At 51.2% G+C, this 22,450-nt stretch carries 19 protein-coding genes; 9 read left to right on the top strand and 10 right to left on the bottom strand.

From position 1 onward, the window contains the following. Positions 1–347 precede the first annotated feature (347 nt). From HJG54_RS12275 to HJG54_RS12260, 4 genes are all read left to right on the top strand, one after another. Positions 348–1,238, top strand: coding sequence for a PEP-CTERM sorting domain-containing protein (locus tag HJG54_RS12275; RefSeq protein WP_316435246.1), 891 nt, complete (start codon positions 348–350; stop codon positions 1,236–1,238). A gap of 258 nt (positions 1,239–1,496) precedes the next feature. After that, positions 1,497–2,057, top strand: a complete 561-nt coding sequence (def, locus tag HJG54_RS12270) for a peptide deformylase (RefSeq protein WP_316435245.1) — start codon at positions 1,497–1,499, stop codon at positions 2,055–2,057. Positions 2,058–2,198: 141 nt separating this feature from the next. Beyond that, entirely contained in the window at positions 2,199–2,393 is a 195-nt protein-coding gene (locus tag HJG54_RS12265) for a hypothetical protein (RefSeq protein WP_036005230.1), read from the top strand. Positions 2,394–2,426: 33 nt separating this feature from the next. Continuing rightward, positions 2,427–3,800 (top strand): PrsW family glutamic-type intramembrane protease, encoded by a 1,374-nt coding sequence (locus HJG54_RS12260; protein WP_316435244.1) that lies wholly within the window; start codon positions 2,427–2,429, stop codon positions 3,798–3,800. A 142-nt stretch (positions 3,801–3,942) separates the two neighbouring features. Here HJG54_RS12260 and HJG54_RS12255 read toward each other — a convergent pair whose 3' ends face one another. From HJG54_RS12255 to HJG54_RS12240, 4 genes are all read right to left on the bottom strand, one after another. Beyond that, the gene (locus HJG54_RS12255; protein ID WP_316435243.1) at positions 3,943–4,602 is read right to left on the bottom strand and encodes a hypothetical protein; all 660 of its coding nucleotides are present in this window, start codon (positions 4,600–4,602) and stop codon (positions 3,943–3,945) included. Between the two features lie 196 nt (positions 4,603–4,798). After that, positions 4,799–6,454, bottom strand: a complete 1,656-nt coding sequence (locus tag HJG54_RS12250) for a CHAT domain-containing protein (protein ID WP_036005221.1) — start codon at positions 6,452–6,454, stop codon at positions 4,799–4,801. Positions 6,455–6,771: 317 nt separating this feature from the next. Next, the gene (locus HJG54_RS12245; protein ID WP_316435242.1) at positions 6,772–9,198 is read right to left on the bottom strand and encodes a protein phosphatase 2C domain-containing protein; all 2,427 of its coding nucleotides are present in this window, start codon (positions 9,196–9,198) and stop codon (positions 6,772–6,774) included. A 189-nt stretch (positions 9,199–9,387) separates the two neighbouring features. Then, entirely contained in the window at positions 9,388–9,759 is a 372-nt protein-coding gene (locus HJG54_RS12240) for an NAD(P)H-quinone oxidoreductase subunit M (RefSeq protein ID WP_036005219.1), read from the bottom strand. Between the two features lie 538 nt (positions 9,760–10,297). Between HJG54_RS12240 and HJG54_RS12235 the strand changes: the two genes are divergently transcribed. The 5 genes from HJG54_RS12235 (at position 10,298) to HJG54_RS12215 (ending at position 15,184) form a co-directional block, all read left to right on the top strand. Further along, a complete protein-coding gene (locus HJG54_RS12235; RefSeq protein WP_316435241.1) occupies positions 10,298–11,212 on the top strand; it encodes a DUF4230 domain-containing protein in 915 nt (304 codons plus the stop codon). Positions 11,213–11,384: 172 nt separating this feature from the next. Further along, positions 11,385–12,152, top strand: a complete 768-nt coding sequence (locus tag HJG54_RS12230; protein WP_316435240.1) for a class II aldolase/adducin family protein — start codon at positions 11,385–11,387, stop codon at positions 12,150–12,152. Between the two features lie 250 nt (positions 12,153–12,402). Beyond that, positions 12,403–13,086, top strand: coding sequence for a GntR family transcriptional regulator (locus HJG54_RS12225; RefSeq protein WP_316435239.1), 684 nt, complete (start codon positions 12,403–12,405; stop codon positions 13,084–13,086). A gap of 59 nt (positions 13,087–13,145) precedes the next feature. Beyond that, positions 13,146–13,838: a haloacid dehalogenase type II gene (locus tag HJG54_RS12220; protein WP_316435237.1), complete on the top strand. Its 693-nt coding sequence runs from the start codon at positions 13,146–13,148 to the stop codon at positions 13,836–13,838. Positions 13,839–13,846: 8 nt separating this feature from the next. After that, positions 13,847–15,184 (top strand): aspartate aminotransferase family protein, encoded by a 1,338-nt coding sequence (locus HJG54_RS12215; protein ID WP_316435236.1) that lies wholly within the window; start codon positions 13,847–13,849, stop codon positions 15,182–15,184. Here HJG54_RS12215 and HJG54_RS12210 read toward each other — a convergent pair. The 6 genes from HJG54_RS12210 to HJG54_RS12185 all read right to left on the bottom strand — a co-directional run bounded on the left by HJG54_RS12210 (position 15,175) and on the right by HJG54_RS12185 (position 22,393). Continuing rightward, the gene (locus HJG54_RS12210; protein WP_316435235.1) at positions 15,175–16,110 is read right to left on the bottom strand and encodes an SGNH/GDSL hydrolase family protein; all 936 of its coding nucleotides are present in this window, start codon (positions 16,108–16,110) and stop codon (positions 15,175–15,177) included. The two genes, HJG54_RS12215 and HJG54_RS12210, sit on opposite strands and share 10 nt — an antisense overlap. A 76-nt stretch (positions 16,111–16,186) precedes the next feature. Then, positions 16,187–16,633 carry an HNH endonuclease gene (locus HJG54_RS12205; RefSeq protein WP_316435234.1) on the bottom strand — a complete coding sequence of 149 codons (447 nt, stop codon included), beginning with the start codon at positions 16,631–16,633 and terminating at the stop codon, positions 16,187–16,189. A gap of 10 nt (positions 16,634–16,643) precedes the next feature. Next, positions 16,644–16,889 (bottom strand): hypothetical protein, encoded by a 246-nt coding sequence (locus HJG54_RS12200; RefSeq protein WP_316435233.1) that lies wholly within the window; start codon positions 16,887–16,889, stop codon positions 16,644–16,646. Positions 16,890–17,548: 659 nt separating this feature from the next. Further along, positions 17,549–18,856, bottom strand: a complete 1,308-nt coding sequence (locus tag HJG54_RS12195) for a CO2 hydration protein (protein WP_316435232.1) — start codon at positions 18,854–18,856, stop codon at positions 17,549–17,551. Positions 18,857–18,884: 28 nt separating this feature from the next. Further along, positions 18,885–20,411 (bottom strand): NADH-quinone oxidoreductase subunit M, encoded by a 1,527-nt coding sequence (locus HJG54_RS12190; protein WP_316435231.1) that lies wholly within the window; start codon positions 20,409–20,411, stop codon positions 18,885–18,887. A gap of 98 nt (positions 20,412–20,509) precedes the next feature. Continuing rightward, complete coding sequence (locus HJG54_RS12185; RefSeq protein ID WP_316435230.1) at positions 20,510–22,393, bottom strand: NAD(P)H-quinone oxidoreductase subunit F; 1,884 nt, start codon at positions 22,391–22,393, stop codon at positions 20,510–20,512. Positions 22,394–22,450: the final 57 nt, after the last annotated feature.

Raw genomic sequence — 22,450 nt, 5'->3', positions numbered from 1 at the left:
CGGCAGTCAATCTGCCTGGAATTATAATCTTGTTCGGGCAAATCGTTGGAAAAACTGGCTCAACCAAATGGCTCAATTGCTGCCAAGTCTTACCCAGCGGAAAAGCCTCAGCCTATTCGGTGCCCCGGTAAATTGCGGATCTATTTGAGTCGTTTCTATTGGCTGATTAGGTAGCGTTCAGCGTTTTCCAATCATTCCTTTATCAATCTAGGCTGACCAGCTCATACAAAATTCATCATTTTTTGAGTTGAACCACCGAGGAGGTTTTTTAGCCACCTTGAGCAGCATAGAAAGTAGCAGCGAACCAACTACTTAAATTTAACTTTACAAATCTGGAGTTCTTGATTATGCAGCTCGGTCTCACCTGGAAAGTGATCCTCAGCACTACTGCTTTTTCTACCCTTTGTTTGTTAACCACTGGACAACAAGCTCAAGCCGCTAGTTGGAAATACTCCATCGACTCTTTTAGGGACGGAACAGAAGCGTCGGTGATTGGAGACAAGAGCCAGTTTGAGTTTTATGGCATGGCCTACAAGCAGACGCGCGATAAGCTTTACTTCGCGTTCAACTCTAACTTGTCGCTCGATGGCTATCAGTACAAAAGTGCGTTGAACGGCAAAATCAGCTACGGCGATTTGTTCTTAAATTTTGCTGATACAACCAGTTTTGATAAAGCTAACGGCAAGCTGTACGGCATCCGGTTTGATCAGACGAACGACACCCGCTTTGTCAGCGGCAGTGGCAAAAAGAAAAAAGTAGAAGACCCAAAGCTGGGCCTCTATGAATCAGTTACTGCAACCAGTGTCACAACTCGCAATGTCGGCTACAGTAGCCTTCAGCAGCACACCAACACGGTCAACAAACAGCTTAAAGGCCATGCGTCCTATGGTGATCTAGCCGCTGACACTCAGTATTTTGACAGCAGCAAGGCTGCCTTTACCTCAATGGCATCGGGCAGTTTCCTAGGCGCAATCGAGAAAATTGCTGATTTCAGCAAATTGGGGTTAAATTTCGCCCAGTTTAATGTCAAGGGCACCTACACCTTTGGGTTTAGCGTCGATAAAAAGCTGTTGCCCAATGGCAAATTCATGGCCAGTCTGTTTGCAGAGTGCGGCAATGATGGCATGGTGCTGGCTGGTGAATTAAAAGATGTTCCCGAACCGTCGCTGATGGCGGGATTGGTGACAGTTGGTTTGTTAGCTGCAAGTAGCCGCCGCCGCCAAGCGACCCAAGCTTAAAGACCGCAGAGAACTATAGGCAACTGTAAACCTCAAGCAATCATGAAACCTGAGTCAATCATAAATCTTAGGCGCTAAGCGACAAACCACAAATCTGAACACTAGACACTAGCTTAGGCAAGACTTGGATCAGCTGAATCTAACTCTTGCCTTTTGGTGTTTCAGTAGTTTTTTGGATGGAACGGGTATGATTCACTATGATGGAGAAGGATACAAAATTCAACAGAAATCTACAATTATCGGCGAGTCACTAAGGTCATGACTGCTCAAGTTCTGGTGGAAAAGAAGAAATTGGCCAACCCCCCTTTACAACTGCACTATCTAGGGGATCGAGTGCTGCGTCAGCCTGCTAAGCGAGTCACTAAAATCGACGACGAGATCCGACGTTTAGCTCGTCAGATGCTGCAAACCATGTACAGCGAAGATGGCATTGGCCTAGCTGCGCCCCAGGTTGGTGTCAATAAGCAGATCATTGTTGTGGACTGTGAACTGGACAAGCCGGAAGTCCCGGCTCTGGTTTTGATCAATCCGGTGGTTACAAAGACCAGCCAGAAAACTTGTGTGATCCAGGAAGGCTGCTTGAGTGTGCCACAGGTGTTCTTGGACGTGACCCGCCCTGAGGAAATCGAAGTTTCCTTCAAAGATGAGCAAGGCCGACCCCAGAAGATCAAAGCAGATGGCCTACTGGCACGGGTGATTCAGCATGAGATTGACCACCTGAATGGCGTCATGTTCGTGGATCGGGTTGAGAACACCCTGTCTCGCAATCAGGAGTTGACAAAGCACGGTTTTGCAGTTTCCGCGGTTAAACCAGTTTAGAGGCCTAGTGGTGTAGTTCGTAGGAGCTGCTTTTTCGGCATGACCAGCCTGATTGGGTAGGACTGCTCTAGCGGGACTGGAGCTTTTGTGGTTCGATAGCTATAAAGACCTTTAGCTCGTTTCTACAGGGTAGGATCACTGGTGACTCCAAAGAGTGGTGTATTTTTAGCTGGCTCCTGTATTGCTGCAATCGCGGCAGTCGGTTCAATTTTTGAGCTTTCCTCAGGGCAACCGCAGTTGGGAAGCGTGGTGACAAGCGTGATTTTAGCCCTTGCCATTCCTTTAACTGGAATTCTGTTTTATGCAGCGGTTCAGGACGCTAGGGCTAATCAGTGATTTCCTGTCCTGTTCATTGCGGCATCCCCGACGATGACCGGCCCTTTGTGCTGCGCGTTTTTAAGACGACTGGCCTCTCAGCATCAAGAGTCGTCTTTAGCTTCCTATCCACTGGTGGCTCCAGCTTCAGTGGTGATTGGGCGCGATCCCCGCTGCCAAATTGTGCTCGACTCCCAGCTATACGGAGCTGTTTCGCGGCAGCATGCCCGCATTAGCCCATCGCCTGCCTCGCCATCGGGCTGGCAAATCTGCGATCTAGAGAGTGCTAACGGCACATTTGTGAATGGCCAGCGGCTGCGAGGTTGTCGCTACTTGAGAGCGGGCGACCGGATTTCGTTGTCGCAAACCGGACCTCAGTTTATTTTTGAGCTGCGTAATGCGGTTCCCCTGTCTGCCTCTGCTTCCAAATTGCCTGCGCCGACTGAACCAGAGCCGAGCATCTCTCGGCCCGTGCCATTCGCGAAAGAAGCAGCCCCCGCACCGGATGCGGTTACCCTCAGTCAACTGTTCCCGATTTTATCAACTGGGCGCGATTTGACTCGCAAAGCCTATCTGATTCCCGGCATCGTCACCGTCTCATTTGTGGTGCTGATGTTTGTCTCGATTGGCAAGCCCAATTTCTTTAATGGGCTATTAGCCGCTTACATTGCAGGGATTGCCTACTATTTCGTCTACCAACTATGCGGCAAACAGAAACCATGGTGGTTGCTGGTCGGAGCTGGACTTGTAACAATCCTGCTGCTCACCAGCCCGGTGCTGAACCTGTTTCTGTTTGTTTTTCGGGGCATCCTGCCGGGAGCCATTCCCAGCGATAACTCAGCTGGATTTCTGCCCACCTTGGTGCAGATGTTTTTTGGGGCCGGTCTGATGGAAGAGCTACTGAAGGCAGTGCCCATTCTGCTGGCCTACTGGCTGGGAACAAAACTGCGGTCGCCCTATCGAGAACAGGTTGGCGTATGGGAGCCGTTGGATGGAATTTTGTTAGGAGCCGCTTCAGCGGTGGGATTCACCCTGCTGGAAACCCTAGGACATTATGTACCTGGAGTAGTAAATGATGTGACGTTTCAGGCGGGAGCGAATTATCGAGAACTATTGGGCCTACAGCTCTTGATTCCTCGGATTCTCGGCTCAATTTCAGGACATATGGCCTACAGCGGCTATCTGGGATATTTTATTGGCCTCAGCGTACTGAAACCGGCCAAGCGTTGGCGTATCTTGGGAGTTGGATACTTAACGGCAGCCGCTCTGCACGCACTCTGGAATACGATGGGGCTGGTGAACCTGCTGGTGCTGGCTGTGGTTGGCGTGGTTTCCTATGCGTTTTTGGCGGCAGCAATTTTGAAAGCGAGGGCTTTATCACCCACAAGGTCACAAAATTTTGCTACAAGGTTCACGCGCCTACGCTGAGAGAAAGCAACAGGTAAAAAAGGGTAGATGAGCGTCTGGGCGGGTCAGTATGACTGATCGGTTGACTGGTCGAAAGCAGGAGCTGACTAGGAAGCGGTATAGTCACCAGCTTGGTTCTGATGAATTACCAGTATGGGTGCATCTATTCGGCATCAGCAGGCATTTGAGCAATTGCGTAGCGGGCAATCGCCAAACTGAGACGAGCTTGTTCAATTCCGGAGAGTTCGGTCCAGGCGGCACAGCGAACCGAGCGCAAAGCCGCTTCTAGCATTTCCGTATCCGTACCCCGCATCGCATAGGCAAACGGACGAGCCAAAACCTGCAAGTCTTCCTCGGCCCAGTTGGGTAAACACTCCTGCACACACTGCACCATTTGATCGGCCAACGATAGGTTCGAGGTCATTACCTGGCGAGCACGACGGGCAATCGTCTCCAGCAATTGCTGAGGCACCTGAGTGGCAAACTGTTGCAGGAGGTGAACGCAAGCCATATCTGCCGTAGTTTGCGTAGCTGGCGCAAAGCCAAACTCAGGAGCTGACCACACCTGTTCCAAATAGTTCGACAACCGCTGTCCCTGTTCAGCCAACTCTTCCACCGACCAACCAGCCTTAACAATTTCCTCCTCGAGTGCATCAAAATAGGCGTCAGCCTCTGGTGCAATCGGATTCCAAGGGTAGAGATAGGACTCTTCAGGCTCACAAGGATATTGAATCGGCTCTCCCTGCAACATCAGCTGTAGCAGTTCAAGCTCAGCCTGCGCTTGGAAGGGAAACATGGAAGGGCGGCTGGGATTGTGGGTCATGATTTACTCCTAAAACTGTCTGAAGGATTCAAATCCTGTGAATTGGTTGACATGGAGTCACTACACTGGCAAAAAGACCGGTTCCGAATGGGTTTAGGGATCGATTTAATTTTTAATCCAAATAGCTTAGTCCAATTGGCTGAGGTTTAGTCGTTAACGATGATTCAAATCCAGAATCTTCTTAATCAGAATTTCCTTAACCAGGCGGTGCACCAATCACAAATTCCAGCGCCTGACTGCTGGGGTTGCCAAATTTTAGCTGAGTTCTAGATGGCAGTGGCACTTCGCGGTGATGCACAAAAGTCCAGCCACCCGGATTAGAGGGGCTAGAGATCCAGGTGCCCCAGCGAGAGCGATCCCGCAGGAGATAGATTGGTTCACTATCGTCAATCGATGAGGAATCCCGATAGAGGATCTCAGCATGTTCTCGCGAAACTTCTGGCTGTTGCAACACCACATCATTGCTTTCACCTCGTCCCACCCGCATAATCCCACCGCGCAAAGACCAGATCTTAGGCGGCACCGAGAGGGAGCGTAGATACGCCTGAGTCATGTGCCGATTCAGCCAGCTAATCGACTGATCTGGAATCTCAGTGACCCCCTCAGTGTAGGGCTTGATCAGCTCGCCATCAAACTCTGGATGCATGTATAGCACCGGCAAGGTCCAGGCAGCTTGGTTGAAACGGTAGAGAGTCAGCAAGTTCTGCCGGGCAATGGCGACCGCTTCGTCGATAGGCGACCGACGCGCCAACTGCTGGGCAAACACCTGGATAAAGCTGAGTGCCTCCTCGTCGGTGATGGAATCGCGCATCCCCAAAACAGCAGGCACCCCGTGGTGAATCAGCACTTCGGCCAAACTGCTGCGAGGGATCGCCTGTCCATTGCGCTGATCGGGCTGGGCACCCCAACAGGCGTTAAACACGGCTAACTTCACCTGATGGCGCACCAGCACTTGAGCCAGTTCCGTGCCGTTGATTTCCGCATCGGGCCGCAAAAACAGCAGACCACCATCGGGAGCAGGCTCCCCGTGGCCTGAATAGAATAAAACGTTGTAGGCTCCGGTTTCTAAGTTGTTGATCAACTCCCCAGGCGTGGGTTCAATCAGCGTCTTTACCAAACAAGCTACTGGATTTACCGCATTGCTGTAGCCATCGACTTCGCCAGCACTTTCCAACAGCCGCGCCAGAGAAGCTGCTTCTTGTTCTAAATTCAGGTAGCGTCTTGCACCCCGACCTGATTGGAGGGACTGCAGCTCTGGATTATGACCCAGGACGAGCAGAATCCGCAAAACTTGCTCTGAGCGCTGGGGTGGCAACGAATCGACATCGCTGGTCGTGCGGCTGAACAGCACCTGTTGATTGCTGAGGGATATGGCGGGTCTGCCGGGTTGGGGTTGCATGATTTCCCAGGGCAAGGTGATCAGCTCTGGATCGCGGACCTCCAAACGTAACCGCAGAGGCCGTCCTTGTCCCATGGCAATCCCCTGGCTTTGATTGAGACTGCTCTGGATCGGACCGTCAAATAACCATTGCCACAGGCTGACGCCAAGCTGTTGCATCAACCGGGCGGTTTGGCTTGTGGGTTGGCCTCCCGCTGGAGTAGCTGTATCTGGATTAAATTCTGGGATAGAGGGGGTGTAGGCTGATGACACAAACGGGACCGAGGGGACACCCCGCAACGGGAAAAAGCTTTGCCAAGCCTGCCAGGTTTTGGTCAATGAGTCAGTCCATACACGATTATGGTGAACATATCCACCTGGGTAGGGGGCATTTAGCACCCAGATGGCATAGTGCCGTGGCTCTAAACCCTCTAATCGGTGAATTGCCAATCTCAGGCAAGGAAGAGAAGTCATTAGACAGAAATCAGGCTAAAGCAAGGACTGTGGAGAACAAGACCGGTTGAGATAACCTCTCTGATGCCAATGATAAAAACATCTCGCACCAGCTTGGCAGATGATGCAGGTCTAGTCCATTAGACGTACACCTTTATCAGTCTATCTGGTCTGCTGCGCGAGTAAGCACGAGAATACTCTCTTTTATCCTAGACCTAGCTCCATCTCAGAACCGACTCTACTCTTAGCAACCTGAATCGGTCAACACAAGAGGCTGATTTAAATTTCCAAGCGACTCTCAGCTAAGCCCGATTGACTCTACTGGCCTCTACTGGCCTCTACTGGCCTCTACTGCACGCTTGCTGCTGCTCTGGAGTCAAATCGGTTTTGAGGGTAACCAGTGGTAAAATTTCTGCTTCCTGAATCCAGCCAGTTTGTCCGGGCTGTAGCAGAGGCGTAGTGGGTGTTGGCGTACTGGATGTAGCTTCCGGAGAGGCTATGGGGGAGGGAGCAGGCGGGCTAGGGCTAGAAGGCGGGGAGGCTGGTGCTTCGGGACTATCGCCAACACTAGTTGAACAAACTCGCAGCTCAACCCAGTTTTCCTGCTGGCTGAGACTTTGCTTACGGAGCACCTCCAGAACCGTACCGATTGGAATCAAACCGATGGTTTGGACTGTGGGAGACGGAGTTGATAGCGCCGGAGCAGCCAGGGAATTGGCTCTATCCTGGGGCGGGCGACTAACCAAAACTGGGGGATTAGCAGAGCCACTAGCGGAACTACTCGCCTCCGGTGAACGCACAAGCTGGAGTTTACTGCCAACTTCTAAGGACGTTGGGACTGGATCTGAAGGAGATGGGCTGCTTAACGTCGGTGATGGGGTAGGAGCAGGCAAATCGCCGAATGGAGTTGTACCTGGATCTGATTGCAGCGTGGGCAACAGAACTGCCAACAGTCCACCTAGGCCAAGCAACAGTCCAATGCCAATCAATAGCGGCAGTAAATTAGATTTTTCAGCCGTTTGTTCAGTTGCTGTGGAAGCTGTGGGATAGGAGGTAGAACTAGCCACCGGAGACACTAACTCGGTCAATTGCGACTCCCGTATCCCTGATTCGGTTGGTTGGGTCGTGATGGGAAGCTGCAGTGGTCCCAGTTCTGCCAAGGTTGGGATGGGGTGAGTGATGGCAGTTTGGTAGTGAACTAGCCCCACGGTGACATTATCGTAGCCGTTGTGAGTATTGCCAATTTCAACCAAGCGTTGGGCCACCCTCAGCAGATCGCCTTTCCGACTGAGCAGCGGTAAGATTTCGCTCTCCCAAAACGCTTCCACCCGATCGTTATCGCTCAAGCCATCCGAACAAAGCAGAAAAATCCCGTCTTCGTCGGGAATGAACCGCTGCACCGTTGGGTAGAGGGTTGATGAGGTACCCATTCCCAATGCTTGCACCAGAGAACCCCCACTCGGCTGATGCAGCGCCTGCCGATAGAAGCTGTAGCCCAACCGCACTTCTCGCGAGGCAACATCGTCATCTAACGTGAGCTGATGACAGCCCCAGTGAGTAATCCAGTAGGCGCGGCTGTCTCCTACATGGGTGATGTATAGTTCATGTCCACGGACCAGGGCCATCACGACGGTGGTGCCCATCCGCTGCCGATCAAACCGATGCTCGCTGTCATTACGCTGGCTGATCTGGTCATTTGCAGCACAGATAGCTTTTTCTAGCTCAATTGCCAGACTAGTCGAGTCTAGCTGGCTGATATCCAACCCTTTCACCCGCTGCTCTAGGGTGGTAATTGCTAGATGGGAGGCCACATCACCACCCTGATGCCCGCCAATACCATCGCAGACAATTAGCAGTGCTTGGTCTGCAAGGATGGGCGTTTTGGTGCCGCTAGCCGGATAGCAGGCATCTTCGTTGCGTTGGCGAGTGGGTCCCTGGTCGCTCAAGGTAGCAATCTGAATCTGCCGTGTTTGCGCCTGACTCAGTTGGGCTAGCCCTTGATCCAGATAGCCCATCAACAGCTCGGCATTGTGGATCTGCCCTTGAATTAATCCTTGACAGAGTTTGACTAGGAAATCGGCGACTTCTGGCTGGGCAGTTTTAGCCCATTGCAGCCAGAGCTGTCCCAGATCAGCCAGGGTGGGCTGGTTGGTTTGAAATTTTAGCTCTAGGAGCCGCAATAAACCGGACTCTACCCGCAACAAGTCTGGAGTAAATAGGGTAGTTGCTGCATTCTCACTGCTGAGGGGCTGCCAGAGGTTGGCAATTTGCCAGAGCCAGTTGAGTTGACGCAGAGGCGAAGCTTGTGGCCATTGGGCGGTTAGAGTCGGCAAAAGCTGAATTAGATCGGACGCGGAAGGCAATCCAGGCAGCTGGCGCTCCATCCAAGTATCAGTTGGGCAAAGCGGCACATGGTCCAGCAGGGCCATGCCAACAGTCGTACCGATTGGCAACCAATCATAAATTTGGGGAATATGAAGCGGATAGGAGGTCAGTCGCAGATAGGGCAAAAGGAATTCGGGCAGTTCCTGATAGGTGCCGGACAGCAAACCTGGCTTGGTATCGAGAAATACAGAAGGCTGCTTGCACAGATAGCGCTCGGCCACTAGATCGCCAGCCCGATAGGCAGAAGCGCTTTCCCCCAATGCCCACAAATAACGGTGGGGCAATGGCGTGGAACACTTCTGGCAAAACTTTTGATCTTCTGAGTTGGCTGCTTGACAGGTTGGGTTGGGGCAGTAGAGCATTGCCGCAGCGTTTTGCATGAAGCCAGGAATACGACAGTCTTACCAGGATATCTTAGACGCCCATAGCTGGATCATGCTCTTCCCAGCCAAATTTGTGCAACATAACTTACGGGTCGCCTGCTTTTACTTGCCTTGACCACCTGCTTCCTGGCTATTCAAGCAAGGAGTTTTGAAATTCAAAACCCTAACCAGTCTTCCGAGCAGCTCTTACTCGCTCTTGATCGCGAGGTGATCGCTCGAACTGCCGTCGTCGGCCAAGCGTGGTAAGCCCAGACTATAGTTTCGGACACGGCTATTCAGGTTGTAGGAGACCTGACCGGCATTGAGCAGAGAGCGCACAAAGTGCTCCAGATCCGAACCAATTCGGCGCAGGTTGTAATCAGTCAGGTCTGCTCCGTCGTAGGCTGCCACCAATTCGTCGAACTTGCGATATACCTGCTGCAGGGCATCATCATTCCACAGCAGTTCGTTATCCGGATCGACATCGAGCGTCAGCTTATTTTCACTGGGAACCAGCTCGTCATTCTGAATTTCGGCAGTAAAGATCCGAATATGGCGGGTTGTGGACTTGAGCAGCATAGGGTGACAGTTTCGTTGTAGACAGTTTTCGTTGTAGACAGTTTTCGTTGTAGACAGTTTTCGTTGTAGACGGTATGAACTGAAGTTGAATCGGGGTTGAGCCTGGAAGGAATTTAGTTTCTTAAAGTTATCTTACAAGTATCTTTGAACCCTGGACAGCAACCGTTGCAGTTGATCCTAATCGGGCTGGGTTAGCTGTTGCTTCAATCAGGCGCAGCACAAAGGTTTTCCCAGCTTGAGCTGCGGTTCTTATATCTTTCTTATGGATTCTATTAACAGCTTTGTTGCTGCCATTGTGATTGCAGCGACTGCCTGACCTAGCTTTTGAATCAGCAATCAAAGTTTTATCAACACTTTATCGAACTGCCGATTCTATTAATTTTTCCCTACTATAGGAAAATGACAGATCTGTAGAATCTTAAAGGGTGGCAAACGGTTGGGTGATCCAGAACCAGAATCAGGGCACTCTGGATGGGTTCGCACGGGTTATTTGCTCATTGACATCGGTTATTCCACGGGTGCAACAGGAAAGATTCGCATGGGTATCAACCAAACTCAACAGAAGCGCAGAAACCTGGATTGGGCAGTGGATCGCACGAAGGATTTGTCGATTGCGGCAGAGCGCAAAAAATCTGGTCAATGGCTTGGCTTTTTGTTCAAGAATCTGTCCCTGATGGCAACGGGCGGAGCATTGATGTTGGGCTTTCTCAGCCTGATAGGGATATGGCACACGGGTAGTCAGTTTCTCAATAACTTGCGGTCTTGGTTTACGGTAGCTGAGCCGCCTGCCAAAGTCGATGTGCGGTCTACGGTCGTGCAGCAAGTGCGGGGAGCCAGCGAATTAACCACGGCGGTTTACAGCATGGAGTCAGTGGTGCCAACAAGTCGCGAACGCACGATTGGCGGCTATGTGATTGGTAAAACCACGTTGCTCTACATTGCTCACGGTGAAGTCAGGGCCGGGGTTGATCTGGCTGCCCTCCAGCCCAACGATGTACAAGTCAGTGACAATGCAATTCTGCTACGTCTGCCGCCGCCGAAAATTCTCGACAGCAAAATTGACGTTAACCGTTCCCAGGTTTACGACTATGACCGTGGCTTTCTAGGACTAGGACCTGATGTGGCACCGGAGCTGCAAGAATTAGCCCAGCGAGAAACCTTGAGCAAAATTGTGGCAGCAGCCTGCACCGATGGGGTGCTGCAATCCGCGAATGAGCGAGCCAAACTCGCAGTGAGCCAGCTTTTGACCACTGCCGGCTATAGCCAATTTACAATTGAAACTCAAACCCCCAGCCTGGAAGCTTGCATCGCCTCTAATGCTCCTGCCAGTGTTGTGCCTAGTGCGCCTCTGCCGAGTGGGACGGTACCGCCACCGCCGCCTGTGCCTAGTGCTACTCCGCCTAGTTCAGTCACACCTGAGACCATTGTTGTGCCGCAGCAACCTGCGATTTGACCCCTAGCCGAGCACATTCGTGATGTTTGCGATGACTGCTGCCCTCGCGTTTCTAGGATCACTTGGCAGGCGTCTCAATCAACGGCGACGCCTGCCAAAAGTTTACCTGCAGATTGTTGACAATCGACAAAATTGCTCATACAGTTTTAGCAGTAGAGAGTAGGTGGCAGTCATGAGCCAGAAACTAGAATTAGCTTTGCTGTCTTTACCGAAAGAACCCACGCCCGATGAACAGTCTTTGCGGATTCAGCTTGCTGCGGCCTATCGGTTAATCGATAAATTTGGCATGTCGGATCTGGTGGATACCCATATTTCGGTGCGCTTGCCCGGAACCGAGGATCATTTTTTGCTCAATCCCTACGGGCTGCTGTTTCACGAAATCACCGCCTCTAGTCTGGTAAAAATCGATTTGCAAGGGAACCGAGTTGATCCAGGCAATCAACATGTAAATCCTGCCGGCTTTGTGATTCACAGTGCGGTATATGCGGCTCAATCTGATGCGGTTTGTGTGCTGCATACCCATTCCCCCTATGCAATGGCGGTCTCAGCGTTGGAATGCGGACTGCTGCCCATTTCTCAGATCGCGCTTCAGTTTTACGATCGGGTGGCCTATCACGACTATGAAGGAGTCTCGTTGGAGTTAGAAGAGCAAGAACGCCTCCAGCGCGATTTGGGTAATCGAAACGTGATGCTGATGCGCAATCATGGGTTATTAACCGTAGGACGTACCGTTGCTGAGGCATTTTATCGAGCTTACTATATGGAAAAAGCTTGTGAGACTCAGATTTTGGCCCAATCAACCGGCAGTAAACTGATTTACCCGCCCGTTGATGTCTGCGAGAAATCGGCTACTCAACAAGAGTTTGACAATCTAGGTCAGCTTCAGTGGAATGCTCTATTGCGAATGCTCGATCGTGAAGATCCGTCCTATCGAGAGTAGTGCTTTCTATATTCTGGTCCTTGCCGCTCCCTAAATTTCTCATGCACGAGGGACTGCCGATCTTTAGTCCATCCCACGAGCCAGTCGTTTTAGAAATAGCAGGCGATGTTGGTGGAACGAGAGAACCAGCGGGTTCAAACTCCCCCACGGGTGGGGGATGTAGGGGGCGGCAATCCCTCGATTAGTCACCAGTTAGAGTTATGGGTACATGGTAGCTCTCCCTACCTAACATTCGTTCAGTCATTAATTCATGAGAAAAACCGCTTCTAGCCCAATTAATCCCCGCAGTTTAGATGTCCAGGCTGCTGATGTATTGCGGGAACAAATTCTATCCGGCAATTTACCTCCCGGCTCACGGTTGCTAGAGATCGAGCTATCCGAACAGCTCAATTTGAGTCGGGGTACGATTCGTTCGGCGTTGCAGCAGTTGACCTATGAGGGATTGGTCGTGCAGTATCCCTATCGTGGCTGCACGGTTTGTGGGTTGAGTTCGCAGGATGCTTGGGAGCTGTACACGCTGCGGCAAGCGCTAGAGAGTTTGGCAGCTCGATTGGCCGCAGAGGCAATCACACCCACTCAGGTGGAACTGTTGGAAGCGGCCTTGCAGCGAATTATGCAGTCAGCCAAACAAGGAAGCTGGAGCGAATTGGCCGATGCAGATTTTGCGCTGCACCAAGCCATTATTCAGTGCTCTGGACATCGGCGGCTGCAACAGCAATACAAGTTTGTAGAACAGCAGATTCGCCTATACATCATCTCTTCTAATGCGCTGCATCTCAATTTGGATGAGATTGCTGAGGAGCATCAACGGCTTGTTCAAGCCATTACCTCAGGTGATGCGGATTTAGCCGAGCAAATTGCAAAAGAACATAGTATTGATGGTCCGTTGTTAATTGAGTATCTACAGAAAATGGAAAGTCAAAAATCAACTTGAGTTAATAACTCTAGAATAGATTCGTTACTTCAATAAATCAGAACTAAAGGAGAAAAGAAATGCTCGACTTTGAACGTTACGAAGCACTGACGTTCGATTGCTATGGCACGCTGGTAGATTGGGAAACTGGAATGTTAGGGGCATTGAAGCCACTGCTTTCCCAGCATGGAGTTGAATTAGACGATGATGCTATTCTAGACCTATTTGCTGAATTTGAAGCAGAGCTGGAGCAAGGAGAGTACAAACCCTACCGTCAGGTATTGGAACAAGTAGTGCAAAAATTTGGTGAGCGGTTTGGCTTCTCGCCCTCGGAGGCCGAAAAAAGCGCATTGCCCGATTCGATCAAGCAGTGGCTGCCGTTTTCGGATACGGTTGATGCCTTAAAAACCTTGAAGCAGAAGTATAAGCTGGTAATTCTCTCTAATGTAGACGATGACTTATTTGCCGACACCGCTAAACACTTACAGGTTCCGTTTGATCAGGTGATCACAGCCCAGCAGGTGCAGAGCTACAAACCCTCGCTGTATAACTTCAAAACTATGATGCAGCGGCTTGGGTTGCCGAGCGAAAAAATTCTGCATGTCGGTGCTAGTATCTACCACGACGTTATTCCGGCCAGTTCTCTGGGATTATCAACAGTATTCGTAGACCGCAGGCACGATGGCAGCTCTGGTGCCGCTAAGGCTGCTGAAGGCAAACCAGACTTGCAGGTTCCCGATCTAGCCACTCTCGCTAAGTTAGCCCAATCCTAGGAGGCAGCATGGATGCACCCCCCAATCCCCAGCAGGAAATTGCGCCGGAATTCTGGCAGCTCGTCGATGCTCATTTGATTCGCTATGCTGGCGGCTTTGCGCCTCTGATTATTGAACGGGCAGAGGGCGCTTATGTTTACGACCACACGGGACGAGCGATTTTGGATTTTACGTCCGGGCAGATGTGTTCTACCTTGGGGCACAACCATCCGGCGATTGTGGCGGCGATTGAGCAAGCCTGTCGTGAGGCGATTCATTTGTTTAGCGGCATGCTGTCTCCGGCAGTGGTGCATCTGGCCCAAGCCCTAGCCGAACTGTTGCCACCCCAACTGCAAAAGGTGATTTTTCTGAATACCGGCGGCGAATCGAACGAAGCGGCCTTACGCATCGCCAAACTGAAGACTGGCGGCTTTGAAGTAATTGGCTTAAGTACCTCTTGGCATGGCATGACCGGCTGGGCCAATGCCAGCACCTATGCCGCCGCTCGCCGCGGCTACGGCCCTACCATGCCCGGTACGATGACCCTGCCCACGCCCAACTGCTACCGCTGCCCGATTCAACACTGCCGCGATTCCTGTGATCTCACCTGTCTAGAAGTCGGGTTTGAGCTAGTCGATAGCCAATCCGTAGGAGCCTATGCTGCCGTGATTGCCGAACCGATTCTGAGTGCGGGTGGAATGATCGTGCCGCCGGATGGCTATTTCCAACGCTTGAAGCAGCTCTGTGAAGCGCGGGGCATGCTGCTGATTTTCGACGAAGCGCAGACGGCCTTTGGTCGCTTGGGCCGCAATTTTGCCTTTGAACAAATTGGCGTATTGCCTGATATTCTAACCGTCTCGAAAACACTGGGCGGAGGTTTGCCCTTGGCAGCAACAGTCACCAGCGCCGAGATCGAAGCCGACTGTTATGCGAAAGGGTTTATTTTCTACACGTCCCATGTCTCCGATCCGCTACCCGCACGGGTGGGTCTAGCAGTGTTGCAGCTTCTGCAAGCAGAGCAGTTGGGTCAGCGAGCGGCGGAATTGGGTCAGTACTTGCAGCAGGGCTTACGAGAGTTGCAGAAAACCTATGAAATGATTGGTGATGTGCGCGGGCGCGGTTTATTGATTGGAGTGGAATTCGTCAAAGACCGCGACAGCCGTTTGCCGGATGAGCAGTTGGGCATTCAAGTGACTCAGCGCTGTCTGGAGTTGGGATTAAATGTGAATATTGTCAAAGGGATTGCTGGCATGGGAAGCGTATTGCGAATTGCACCGCCGTTGACTATTACAGTTGATGAGATTGATCAAGGTTTAGGTATTTTGGAACAGGCGCTACAAGATTGCTTGGCTTCTGGTTATTCCTGATGCAGCAGCGCCAAGATCTGTTGCAGAATCAAGGTGCTGACTCGCTGATTCCCGCTGGGGTTGAGGTGGATATGGTCTCGATAGATGGTTTCGGGCTGTTTGAGGCTGTTGAATAGGGGTAAACAGTCAATCAGCGGAATTCGATTAGTCTGTGCAAACGCCTGTAGGCGCTGTCTCGCTTTCTGTTCATAATCCCGTGGACCTGGAGGTTCAACTTCGCGTAGAAGAGGCGTCATCAGTAGCATAAATTTAGCGTTCTGTTTTTCAGCCAACTGCTGGATCTGCTGAACGGCAGCCAAGTTCGCTCCGACTCGATCACCGGCTTCGGCCTGAACAGCGGCTAGTTCCGGAATCGGTTTGGGTTTGAGCAGGTAGCGCTGTAGCACTTCGATTAAGCCCAGCACTGGCTTACGATTTGGATAATTCCGATCGCGCCCCACTACCACCGAAGTTGGAGCCGCCGCAAACAAATCATCAGTATTGATCACCAACACAATCATCTGAGCCTCAAAACTGCCGAATCGCTGGAGATAGGCGAGCTGATTGCGCGGTGCCCAGGAGTTGGCCGAGGCATTCAGAACTTCAACCTGGTGGTAGGGAAGGGATTGGGACTGAAGCTGCTGCTGAAGCAGGGCAGAAATGGTTTGGGATTGATCGGTCCACCAGCCGCCGTTGACAATCGAGTCGCCCAGCAGTAGGACCCGCAGGGTTTCCGGAGGACGGGTTGCCGTGATGTTAGGACTGCGCATCGAGTACTGGTTAATCGCAATTCGCTTACCGAAGCGGCGCGTTTGCTGATTTGGAGCGAGCAAATAGCCGATTTGCGGATCGGCAATATAGATTAACGGATTGCCAAAGCCAAACAGCCGCAGTCCCAATTCCAGCAAAAGTCCAGATGCCAGCAATCCAGCAATCCAGTGGTTCATGTTGCCTCCTAATACCCGCTACTCAGTGTGCCCTGATGGGGATGAATACCTGCATGGCAAAAAGACATTGAGAACTCTATTCGGCAATTGGATCATCGGCTGGAGGATGCCGACCGATTTCTAGGTCAGCCGCTCTGATATGAATAATTCTTTCCCGATTCAAGTCTAAAGTGGCAATTGTGGCTCGTCCAGTTGCAGTCAGACCTATGACTCGAAGTTTATCAGCAGACCAGACGAAATGCTCTCTCCATCTGTCCTGACGGGGATTGAATAACGGCACAGTTTCTCCCGATTCAGGATCGCTTGCAGTAACGCGATTAGTTTTCCGACGGTTGCAATGAAAACAGGCCAGAGCTAAGTTGTCCAGACTATCTGTTCCACCAAGCGATAAGGGCAAAATATGATCAACCGTGAATTTCACGTACTGCCATTGCTCAGATGCATGGCAATATTCACATAAATGGTTTGCCTGATGTCGTACTTGTTTTCGAACAGCTTCAGGAATTTTGTTGCGAGAAACCACCTTAACAAACCTACTGGTTTTCCTGAAAGAAAAGGTTACGAATCATGCGATTGACAAACCCCAAATAGTCATCCATCTCCTCATACGAGTTCAGTTCACGCTCTTCTGCCAGACTTAGGGCTGTCAATTTCTGTTTTTCTAACAGCTCTTCAATCCGGTTCTGCACCTCCTGAGATGCTCGAAAAATTGGCACGCCTTCTTCTAGTTCAATGCGCACTGCACCATCCATTGGCAGTGTGGCTGGAAGGGTGTTCAACTTAGGTAATGGTAGGATCATCTCAGCTTGTGAAATAACGACCTGTGAATTGATTATAGGTTTGAAATCCTCACATGAGACGATTGACTTTCAGCCTGCAAACTGTCGTTTAGCGCATTCATCACTAAGCTTAAAATCTCAGCTTGTAAACCTGTATCAAGAACGACTTGCCAAAAGCGGCGCACTGCGATAGGCTCAGTAATCACAACTGAAAATTCCTCAACTGGAAGCGTTCCAAGAGAGTGCGGGAACACCCTCAAGGAACTAACCACCAAACTGTGTAAGGCAGTCTGGTGGGCTAGAAGGCAGTTTAACACTCCACTAGCCACCTTAGCTTTGCTATGCAGACAAAAAGCGGGGTGGCTTCGGTTTTGGAAGCAATCGAGTTTTGAATGTTGAGTTTTGAATGTTGAGTTACTGGGCATCAATCTATTCAAAACTCAAAACTCAAAACTCAAAACTCAAAACTCAAAACTTGCTAAACCTAGTGGAGTTTTAGACTGCAGAACCATGCAGTGAACTGCACAAATATTTTAGGGCAATCGTCCGCCTTGATCAGGTCTGAAATTGATCAAGTATGCAGACAATTGCCCTTTATCCCAGCTCAATAGACGCAATCTACATTCTGTTTACCGAGTTGTTTACCGATGTCTGGCTTTCTATCGATAGTCTGGCGATTGAATATTCCGCAGCCGTGCTTCTGGACGCTTGAACCGATCCAACTGAGCTTCAAAAAACTTGCGGTTTGCCATCAGGTGCTCAGGATTGGAATCATCGAGCGGATACAGCAACGCCGTGCGCAACGCTTGGATGACGGCAGAGGTAACGCAGTACATCGAGCGCTGGAAGCTGATTGCTAGCTGAATCAGCATATCGTCTTCGCCCCGGCAGTGCCGCTTATAGTATTCCACCAAATAGGGCGGCAAAAAGTGCAGCATGTCTTGAGCCAGCAGTGTGGGCGGAATTCCAGCGGTTCCGACTGGGAACTTATCGGCGTAAAGCACGCCATAATGGAAGTCCTTCTGCTCTGCCGGAACCTGACCGGCTTGGGCATTGTAGGATTTGGTGCCTCGGAACGGGGAGGTGCGGTAGAACACAGCCTCAACGTAAGGCAGAGCAGCTTCGTAGAGCCACATAAAGCCCTTTGATTTGGGAATGATCTCGTAGCACTCGCCGTTAATGTAAACGTGATGGTAAATCGGACGACCCGCGATCGCGAAAATGCCGTTGACCAGGAAATTCATGGCATCGGGGACGCTGGCGATCTTGCCTTCGTCATACAGGTCAGACATCTCGAAGAATACGGGAGCCATCACTTCCCAGAACAGCCCTAGATTGGCATAGTAGGACATCTGCCGCACTTGCTCTAGGAACATATCGGGAAAGGCCTTGTATAAGCCCAGCATCAGCGGGTTGCCCTTGAAGTAGGCTTTGATGGCGCGGTCGGCATTTTGCTGATATTCTTCGCTATCCAGGTAGGCATCGAACTTACCCATGCCCATATCCCGGCCATGCCACAGCATTGCCCGCATACATTCTTCGGCGAATTCCATGTTAATGCGGTCGTGGTACCAGTGGTGCAGCAGTTTGGGCAGCTTTTTTTTCAGCTCGCCTTTTTCCATAAATTCCAGCAGTTCTGGGTGAGCGCTGCCGGTACCGCGCCAGATGCGGAGGTCGGCATTGTCGCCTGCATAGTGGTTTTGCCGCTGCAAGTATTCGTCGGAAATGAAGTACTTGAAAAACGGCAGCGGATTCAGAAATACCTGCTCGGCAATGTAAAGCAGATCGCGCCAGTAGAAGTCCATTGGCACCGCATACGCCTTATACAGCCCGATGATCTGCATCAGGTTTTCGGGCGTATCGGGTAACATAGCCCCACCCGCTTCTAACCGATGCACAATTTCAGCAAACTCGTGAGTTGAAGGCGGTAACTTAGTTGTGGAAGGAGGAATCAGAGTTGCAGTCATAGGTTTAGGTCTGGAGATGTAGGGTAAATTAGTCTAACGCTGGCAATTCGGGATTTGCAGTTGCCTGTACGGCTACTTGTTCAACCTGTTCAATCGCCGGAGCCGCGGCTACCATTGCCGTAGAGCTTGCTTCACTCCAGCGCACCAACCAGTTTGGCTGCACGCCCAGGAAAATAATTAGCCCTGCCAAAATCAATGCGGGCAAGCGGTCTTCAAACAGCACTCTGGGATAGTAGGCCGTCGCGTTATCCAAGCGACCGAAGCAGGTACGGTTGAGCAAAATCACAAAATAAACTGCCGTTAAACCTGTACCGACCACACCAACCAGCGTTTGAATCGGGAAAGTGCTGTAGCTGCCCTGGAAAATCAGAAATTCTGCCACAAATCCAGCCAAACCGGGAATACCCGCGCTCGCCATTGCGCCCAAAATCAGCAGGGAACTAATCGACGACAAGCCCCGAATCGGGTTCAGCAAACCATTCAGCACATCCAGTTCGCGGCTACCCACCTTCTGCTCGATCACGCCCACCAAATGGAACAGAATCGCCAAAATCAATCCATGCGCTACCATCTGGGACACCGAACCCACCAGCGCCAACGGAGTCAGAGCCGCTGCTCCCAGCAGAATATAACCCATATGTCCAATCGAGCTGTAGGCCACCATCCGCTTGATGTCCTTTTGTGCAATCGCCGCCATCGCACCATAGAGAATACTGATGGCCGCCCAAGTGGCTAGCAGCGGAGCCAGTTTCGACCACGCATCGGGGAACAGACCCAAGCCAAAACGGATCACGCCATAGGCTCCCAGCTTAGCCAGTACACCGCCGAGCAAAATCGCAATCGGTGCCGACGCTTCGACGTAGGTATCGGGCAGCCAAGTGTGGAAAGGCACCAGCGGAATCTTGATGCCAAACCCAACTAGCAGGACGCCCAGCAGCACGACCTGTAGCTCGATTGGCAGCTTTTGTCCCAATGCAGCTTCATAGCTAAAGTCAGAATTGCCCGTCAACCAAACCAAGCCCAGGAAGCCAGCCAGAATCAGCGCTCCCGAGATCGCCGTGTAGATCAAAAACTTAACTGCCGCATAGCCGCGCTTGGCTCCACCCCAGATCGAGATCAGCAGGTAGAAAGGCACTAATTCCAACTCATAGAACAGGAAGAACAGCAGCAGATTCTGGGCCAAAAACGCTCCGGCTACGCCACCGCAGACTAACAATATCATCGAGTAGAACAAGCGGGGGCGCTCGGTTTTCTCACTGCTGCTCAATAGAGCAATGAACGTGAGGATACTATTTAATCCCACCAGGACCAAAGCTAAGCCATCCATTGCCAGCTCATAGTTCATTCCCAGGGTTTCAATCCACGGCAAATACTCGCGGAACTGCAAGCCAGAATCCGACAGATCAAACTGCGTGAACAGCCAGATGGTCCAGAGCAGAACAACACCAGAAACAGCCAAAGCCGCATTGCGAACTTGCTTTGTAGGAACCGATTGCGGTAAACATCCAATCACAGCGGCACCGAGCATCGGCAGCCAAATCAGTACACTGAGCATAGACTTACAAAAGTGATGAGTTTTAAGTGATGAGTTTTAAGTTACGAGTTTTAAGTCATGAACTTGAAAATTCAAAACTCAAAACTCAAAACTTAGAATTAATTTCCGGTCAGCAGCGACACGATCTGAGTCGTAATCGACAGATGGGCAATGTAGGACCAGCTCACCCATAGCGCGGTCAAAACCACACCAACGGCGATCGTCAGAGCATAGAACTGAGTCTGACCAGAGTTGCCGTACTTGAGCGCTTCCCCGCCGAAGATAGACGACAGTCCTACCAGGTTTACCAAACCATCAACAATGTAGCGATCGACCCAGTCGGTAATGCGGGAAATAATGTCAACGCTGCCAACTACGCTCGAACGGTAGATTCTAGGCGTATAGAAATCGTAGGCAAACAGATCCTGCAGGGGCTTCCAGGGAAGCTGAACCGGCTTCTTCACATAGTTGCCCACATAGAGCACGGCACTGAGGCTTACTCCAAAAATGCTGGACCAAGTTAGTAACAAAGCTACATCTTTGTTCAGCGTTGCCCAGGCCGGCAGCAGCGACAGACTGTTGAGAATCATCGGCACATGCAGCACAAAGCCAGCCAGCATCGCCATTGGTAACGTTATGGCCCAGAGGTTTTCTGGCGACCGTACCGTCATGGGCTTGACATCACCAGCAAAGATGAGACCAAAGGTACGGGTGACGCTGAAGGCCGAAAGCGCATTAATCAGCAGCAGTAGTCCGACCACACCCGGACGAGTCGTCCACAGTTCATCGGCCAATTCCAGCATGGCCCAGAACCCACCCAGGGGAGGCAGTGCGATTAACCCTAGCGCTCCCACCACAAAAGATAAGCCAGTGATTGGGCGACGGCTCCACAGTCCGCCTAGCTGAGTTAGATCTTGCGTGATGTTGTTGAGAATAATTGAACCGCAGCTCGCAACTAGGGTTGCCATAGCCACTGCATGGGTAAGAACCAGCAGCAGAGCGGCGTCAGTTTGCTGTGCTCCAACAGCGATGAAGATGAGGCCCATATAGGCACTGACCAGGTAAGACAAAGACCGCTTCGTGTCGATTTGGGCAATCGCAATCAAGGTTCCACCAATTGCCGTGACTGCACCGATCGCAATCGCCGCATTCAGAACGAAGGGTGACATAGCCAGCACGGGTTCTAATTTAACTAACACCCAGGCTCCAGTAGCGACCACGACCGAGTTCCGCAGGATTGTACTGGGAATCGGTCCCTCCATGGCTTCGTCTAGCCACAGATGCAGCGGAAACTGAGCACACTTACCCATCGGACCAGCCAACAGCGCTAAACCGACAAGCGTGATTAATTTGGGATCCACTGTAGCTGTTTGTGCCCACTGAGCCAGTTCATCATAGTTCCAGGTGTGAGCCAGCGGATAGATCGCCAGCACGCCCATCAGCAAAAACAAATCTCCAATCCGCTTGGTCAGGAAGGCATCGCGAGCACCCGTCACCACCAGCGATTGGTTAAACCAAATGCCGATCAGCAAATAGGTTCCTAGCGTCAGGATTTCCAGAATCATGTAGCCGAAGAACAGGGAGTTGCACAAAACTAAAGCGCACATCCCGGCTTCAAACAAGGCCAGCAGTGCATAGAAACGCGCCCATCCCCAGTCCATTTCCAGATAACCGACAGCATAGATCTGGGCCAGCAGATTTAACCCGGTAATTAATACGATGGCACCTACCGTTAGGGCCGAAATCTCTAGCGGAACGGTTAAATCTAACCCCGCCACTTGCAGCCAAGCCGCGGATAAATACAGTGGAGGTTGATTTAATAAGGCTGGTAATGCTAGGACAGCATGGACAAAAGCAATAAAGGTTGTGATCGCATTAATATAGCCTGCGGGTCGGGGTCCGGTGCGGCGGGTAATTGCCGGAAACCAGAGAGTAGATAGCAACATCCCAACCAGCGGATAGCAGGGAATTAACCAGGCGGTTTGAGCAAGCCACTGAAACATCGATACCATCCTTGGTGCATCAGGTTGAACTGTTCTTGCGATAGGAAAGTCGAGCCG

The sequence above is a fragment of the Leptolyngbya sp. NK1-12 genome (assembly GCF_032598965.1).
Classification (GTDB): Bacteria; Cyanobacteriota; Cyanobacteriia; order Elainellales; family Elainellaceae; genus Elainella.
Note: the sequence above shows the minus strand (reverse complement) of the source record. Positions and strands in the feature narration are given on the sequence as shown.

Excerpts from the sequence above, each read along its gene's own strand:
- HJG54_RS12245 (WP_316435242.1), bottom strand. The coding sequence starts at position 9,198 with ATGCAAAACGCTGCGGCAATGCTCTACTGCCCCAACCCAACCTGTCAA.
- HJG54_RS12190 (WP_316435231.1), bottom strand. The coding sequence starts at position 20,411 with ATGCTCAGTGTACTGATTTGGCTGCCGATGCTCGGTGCCGCTGTGATT.
- HJG54_RS12240 (WP_036005219.1), bottom strand. The coding sequence starts at position 9,759 with ATGCTGCTCAAGTCCACAACCCGCCATATTCGGATCTTTACTGCCGAA.
- HJG54_RS12210 (WP_316435235.1), bottom strand. The coding sequence starts at position 16,110 with ATGAACCACTGGATTGCTGGATTGCTGGCATCTGGACTTTTGCTGGAA.
- HJG54_RS12235 (WP_316435241.1), top strand. The coding sequence starts at position 10,298 with ATGGGTATCAACCAAACTCAACAGAAGCGCAGAAACCTGGATTGGGCA.
- HJG54_RS12225 (WP_316435239.1), top strand. The coding sequence starts at position 12,403 with ATGAGAAAAACCGCTTCTAGCCCAATTAATCCCCGCAGTTTAGATGTC.
- HJG54_RS12250 (WP_036005221.1), bottom strand. The coding sequence starts at position 6,454 with ATGACTTCTCTTCCTTGCCTGAGATTGGCAATTCACCGATTAGAGGGT.
- HJG54_RS12260 (WP_316435244.1), top strand. The coding sequence starts at position 2,427 with ATGACCGGCCCTTTGTGCTGCGCGTTTTTAAGACGACTGGCCTCTCAG.
- HJG54_RS12230 (WP_316435240.1), top strand. The coding sequence starts at position 11,385 with ATGAGCCAGAAACTAGAATTAGCTTTGCTGTCTTTACCGAAAGAACCC.
- HJG54_RS12255 (WP_316435243.1), bottom strand. The coding sequence starts at position 4,602 with ATGACCCACAATCCCAGCCGCCCTTCCATGTTTCCCTTCCAAGCGCAG.
- HJG54_RS12195 (WP_316435232.1), bottom strand. The coding sequence starts at position 18,856 with ATGACTGCAACTCTGATTCCTCCTTCCACAACTAAGTTACCGCCTTCA.
- def (WP_316435245.1), top strand. The coding sequence starts at position 1,497 with ATGACTGCTCAAGTTCTGGTGGAAAAGAAGAAATTGGCCAACCCCCCT.
- HJG54_RS12215 (WP_316435236.1), top strand. The coding sequence starts at position 13,847 with ATGGATGCACCCCCCAATCCCCAGCAGGAAATTGCGCCGGAATTCTGG.
- HJG54_RS12220 (WP_316435237.1), top strand. The coding sequence starts at position 13,146 with ATGCTCGACTTTGAACGTTACGAAGCACTGACGTTCGATTGCTATGGC.
- HJG54_RS12185 (WP_316435230.1), bottom strand. The coding sequence starts at position 22,393 with ATGTTTCAGTGGCTTGCTCAAACCGCCTGGTTAATTCCCTGCTATCCG.
- HJG54_RS12275 (WP_316435246.1), top strand. The coding sequence starts at position 348 with ATGCAGCTCGGTCTCACCTGGAAAGTGATCCTCAGCACTACTGCTTTT.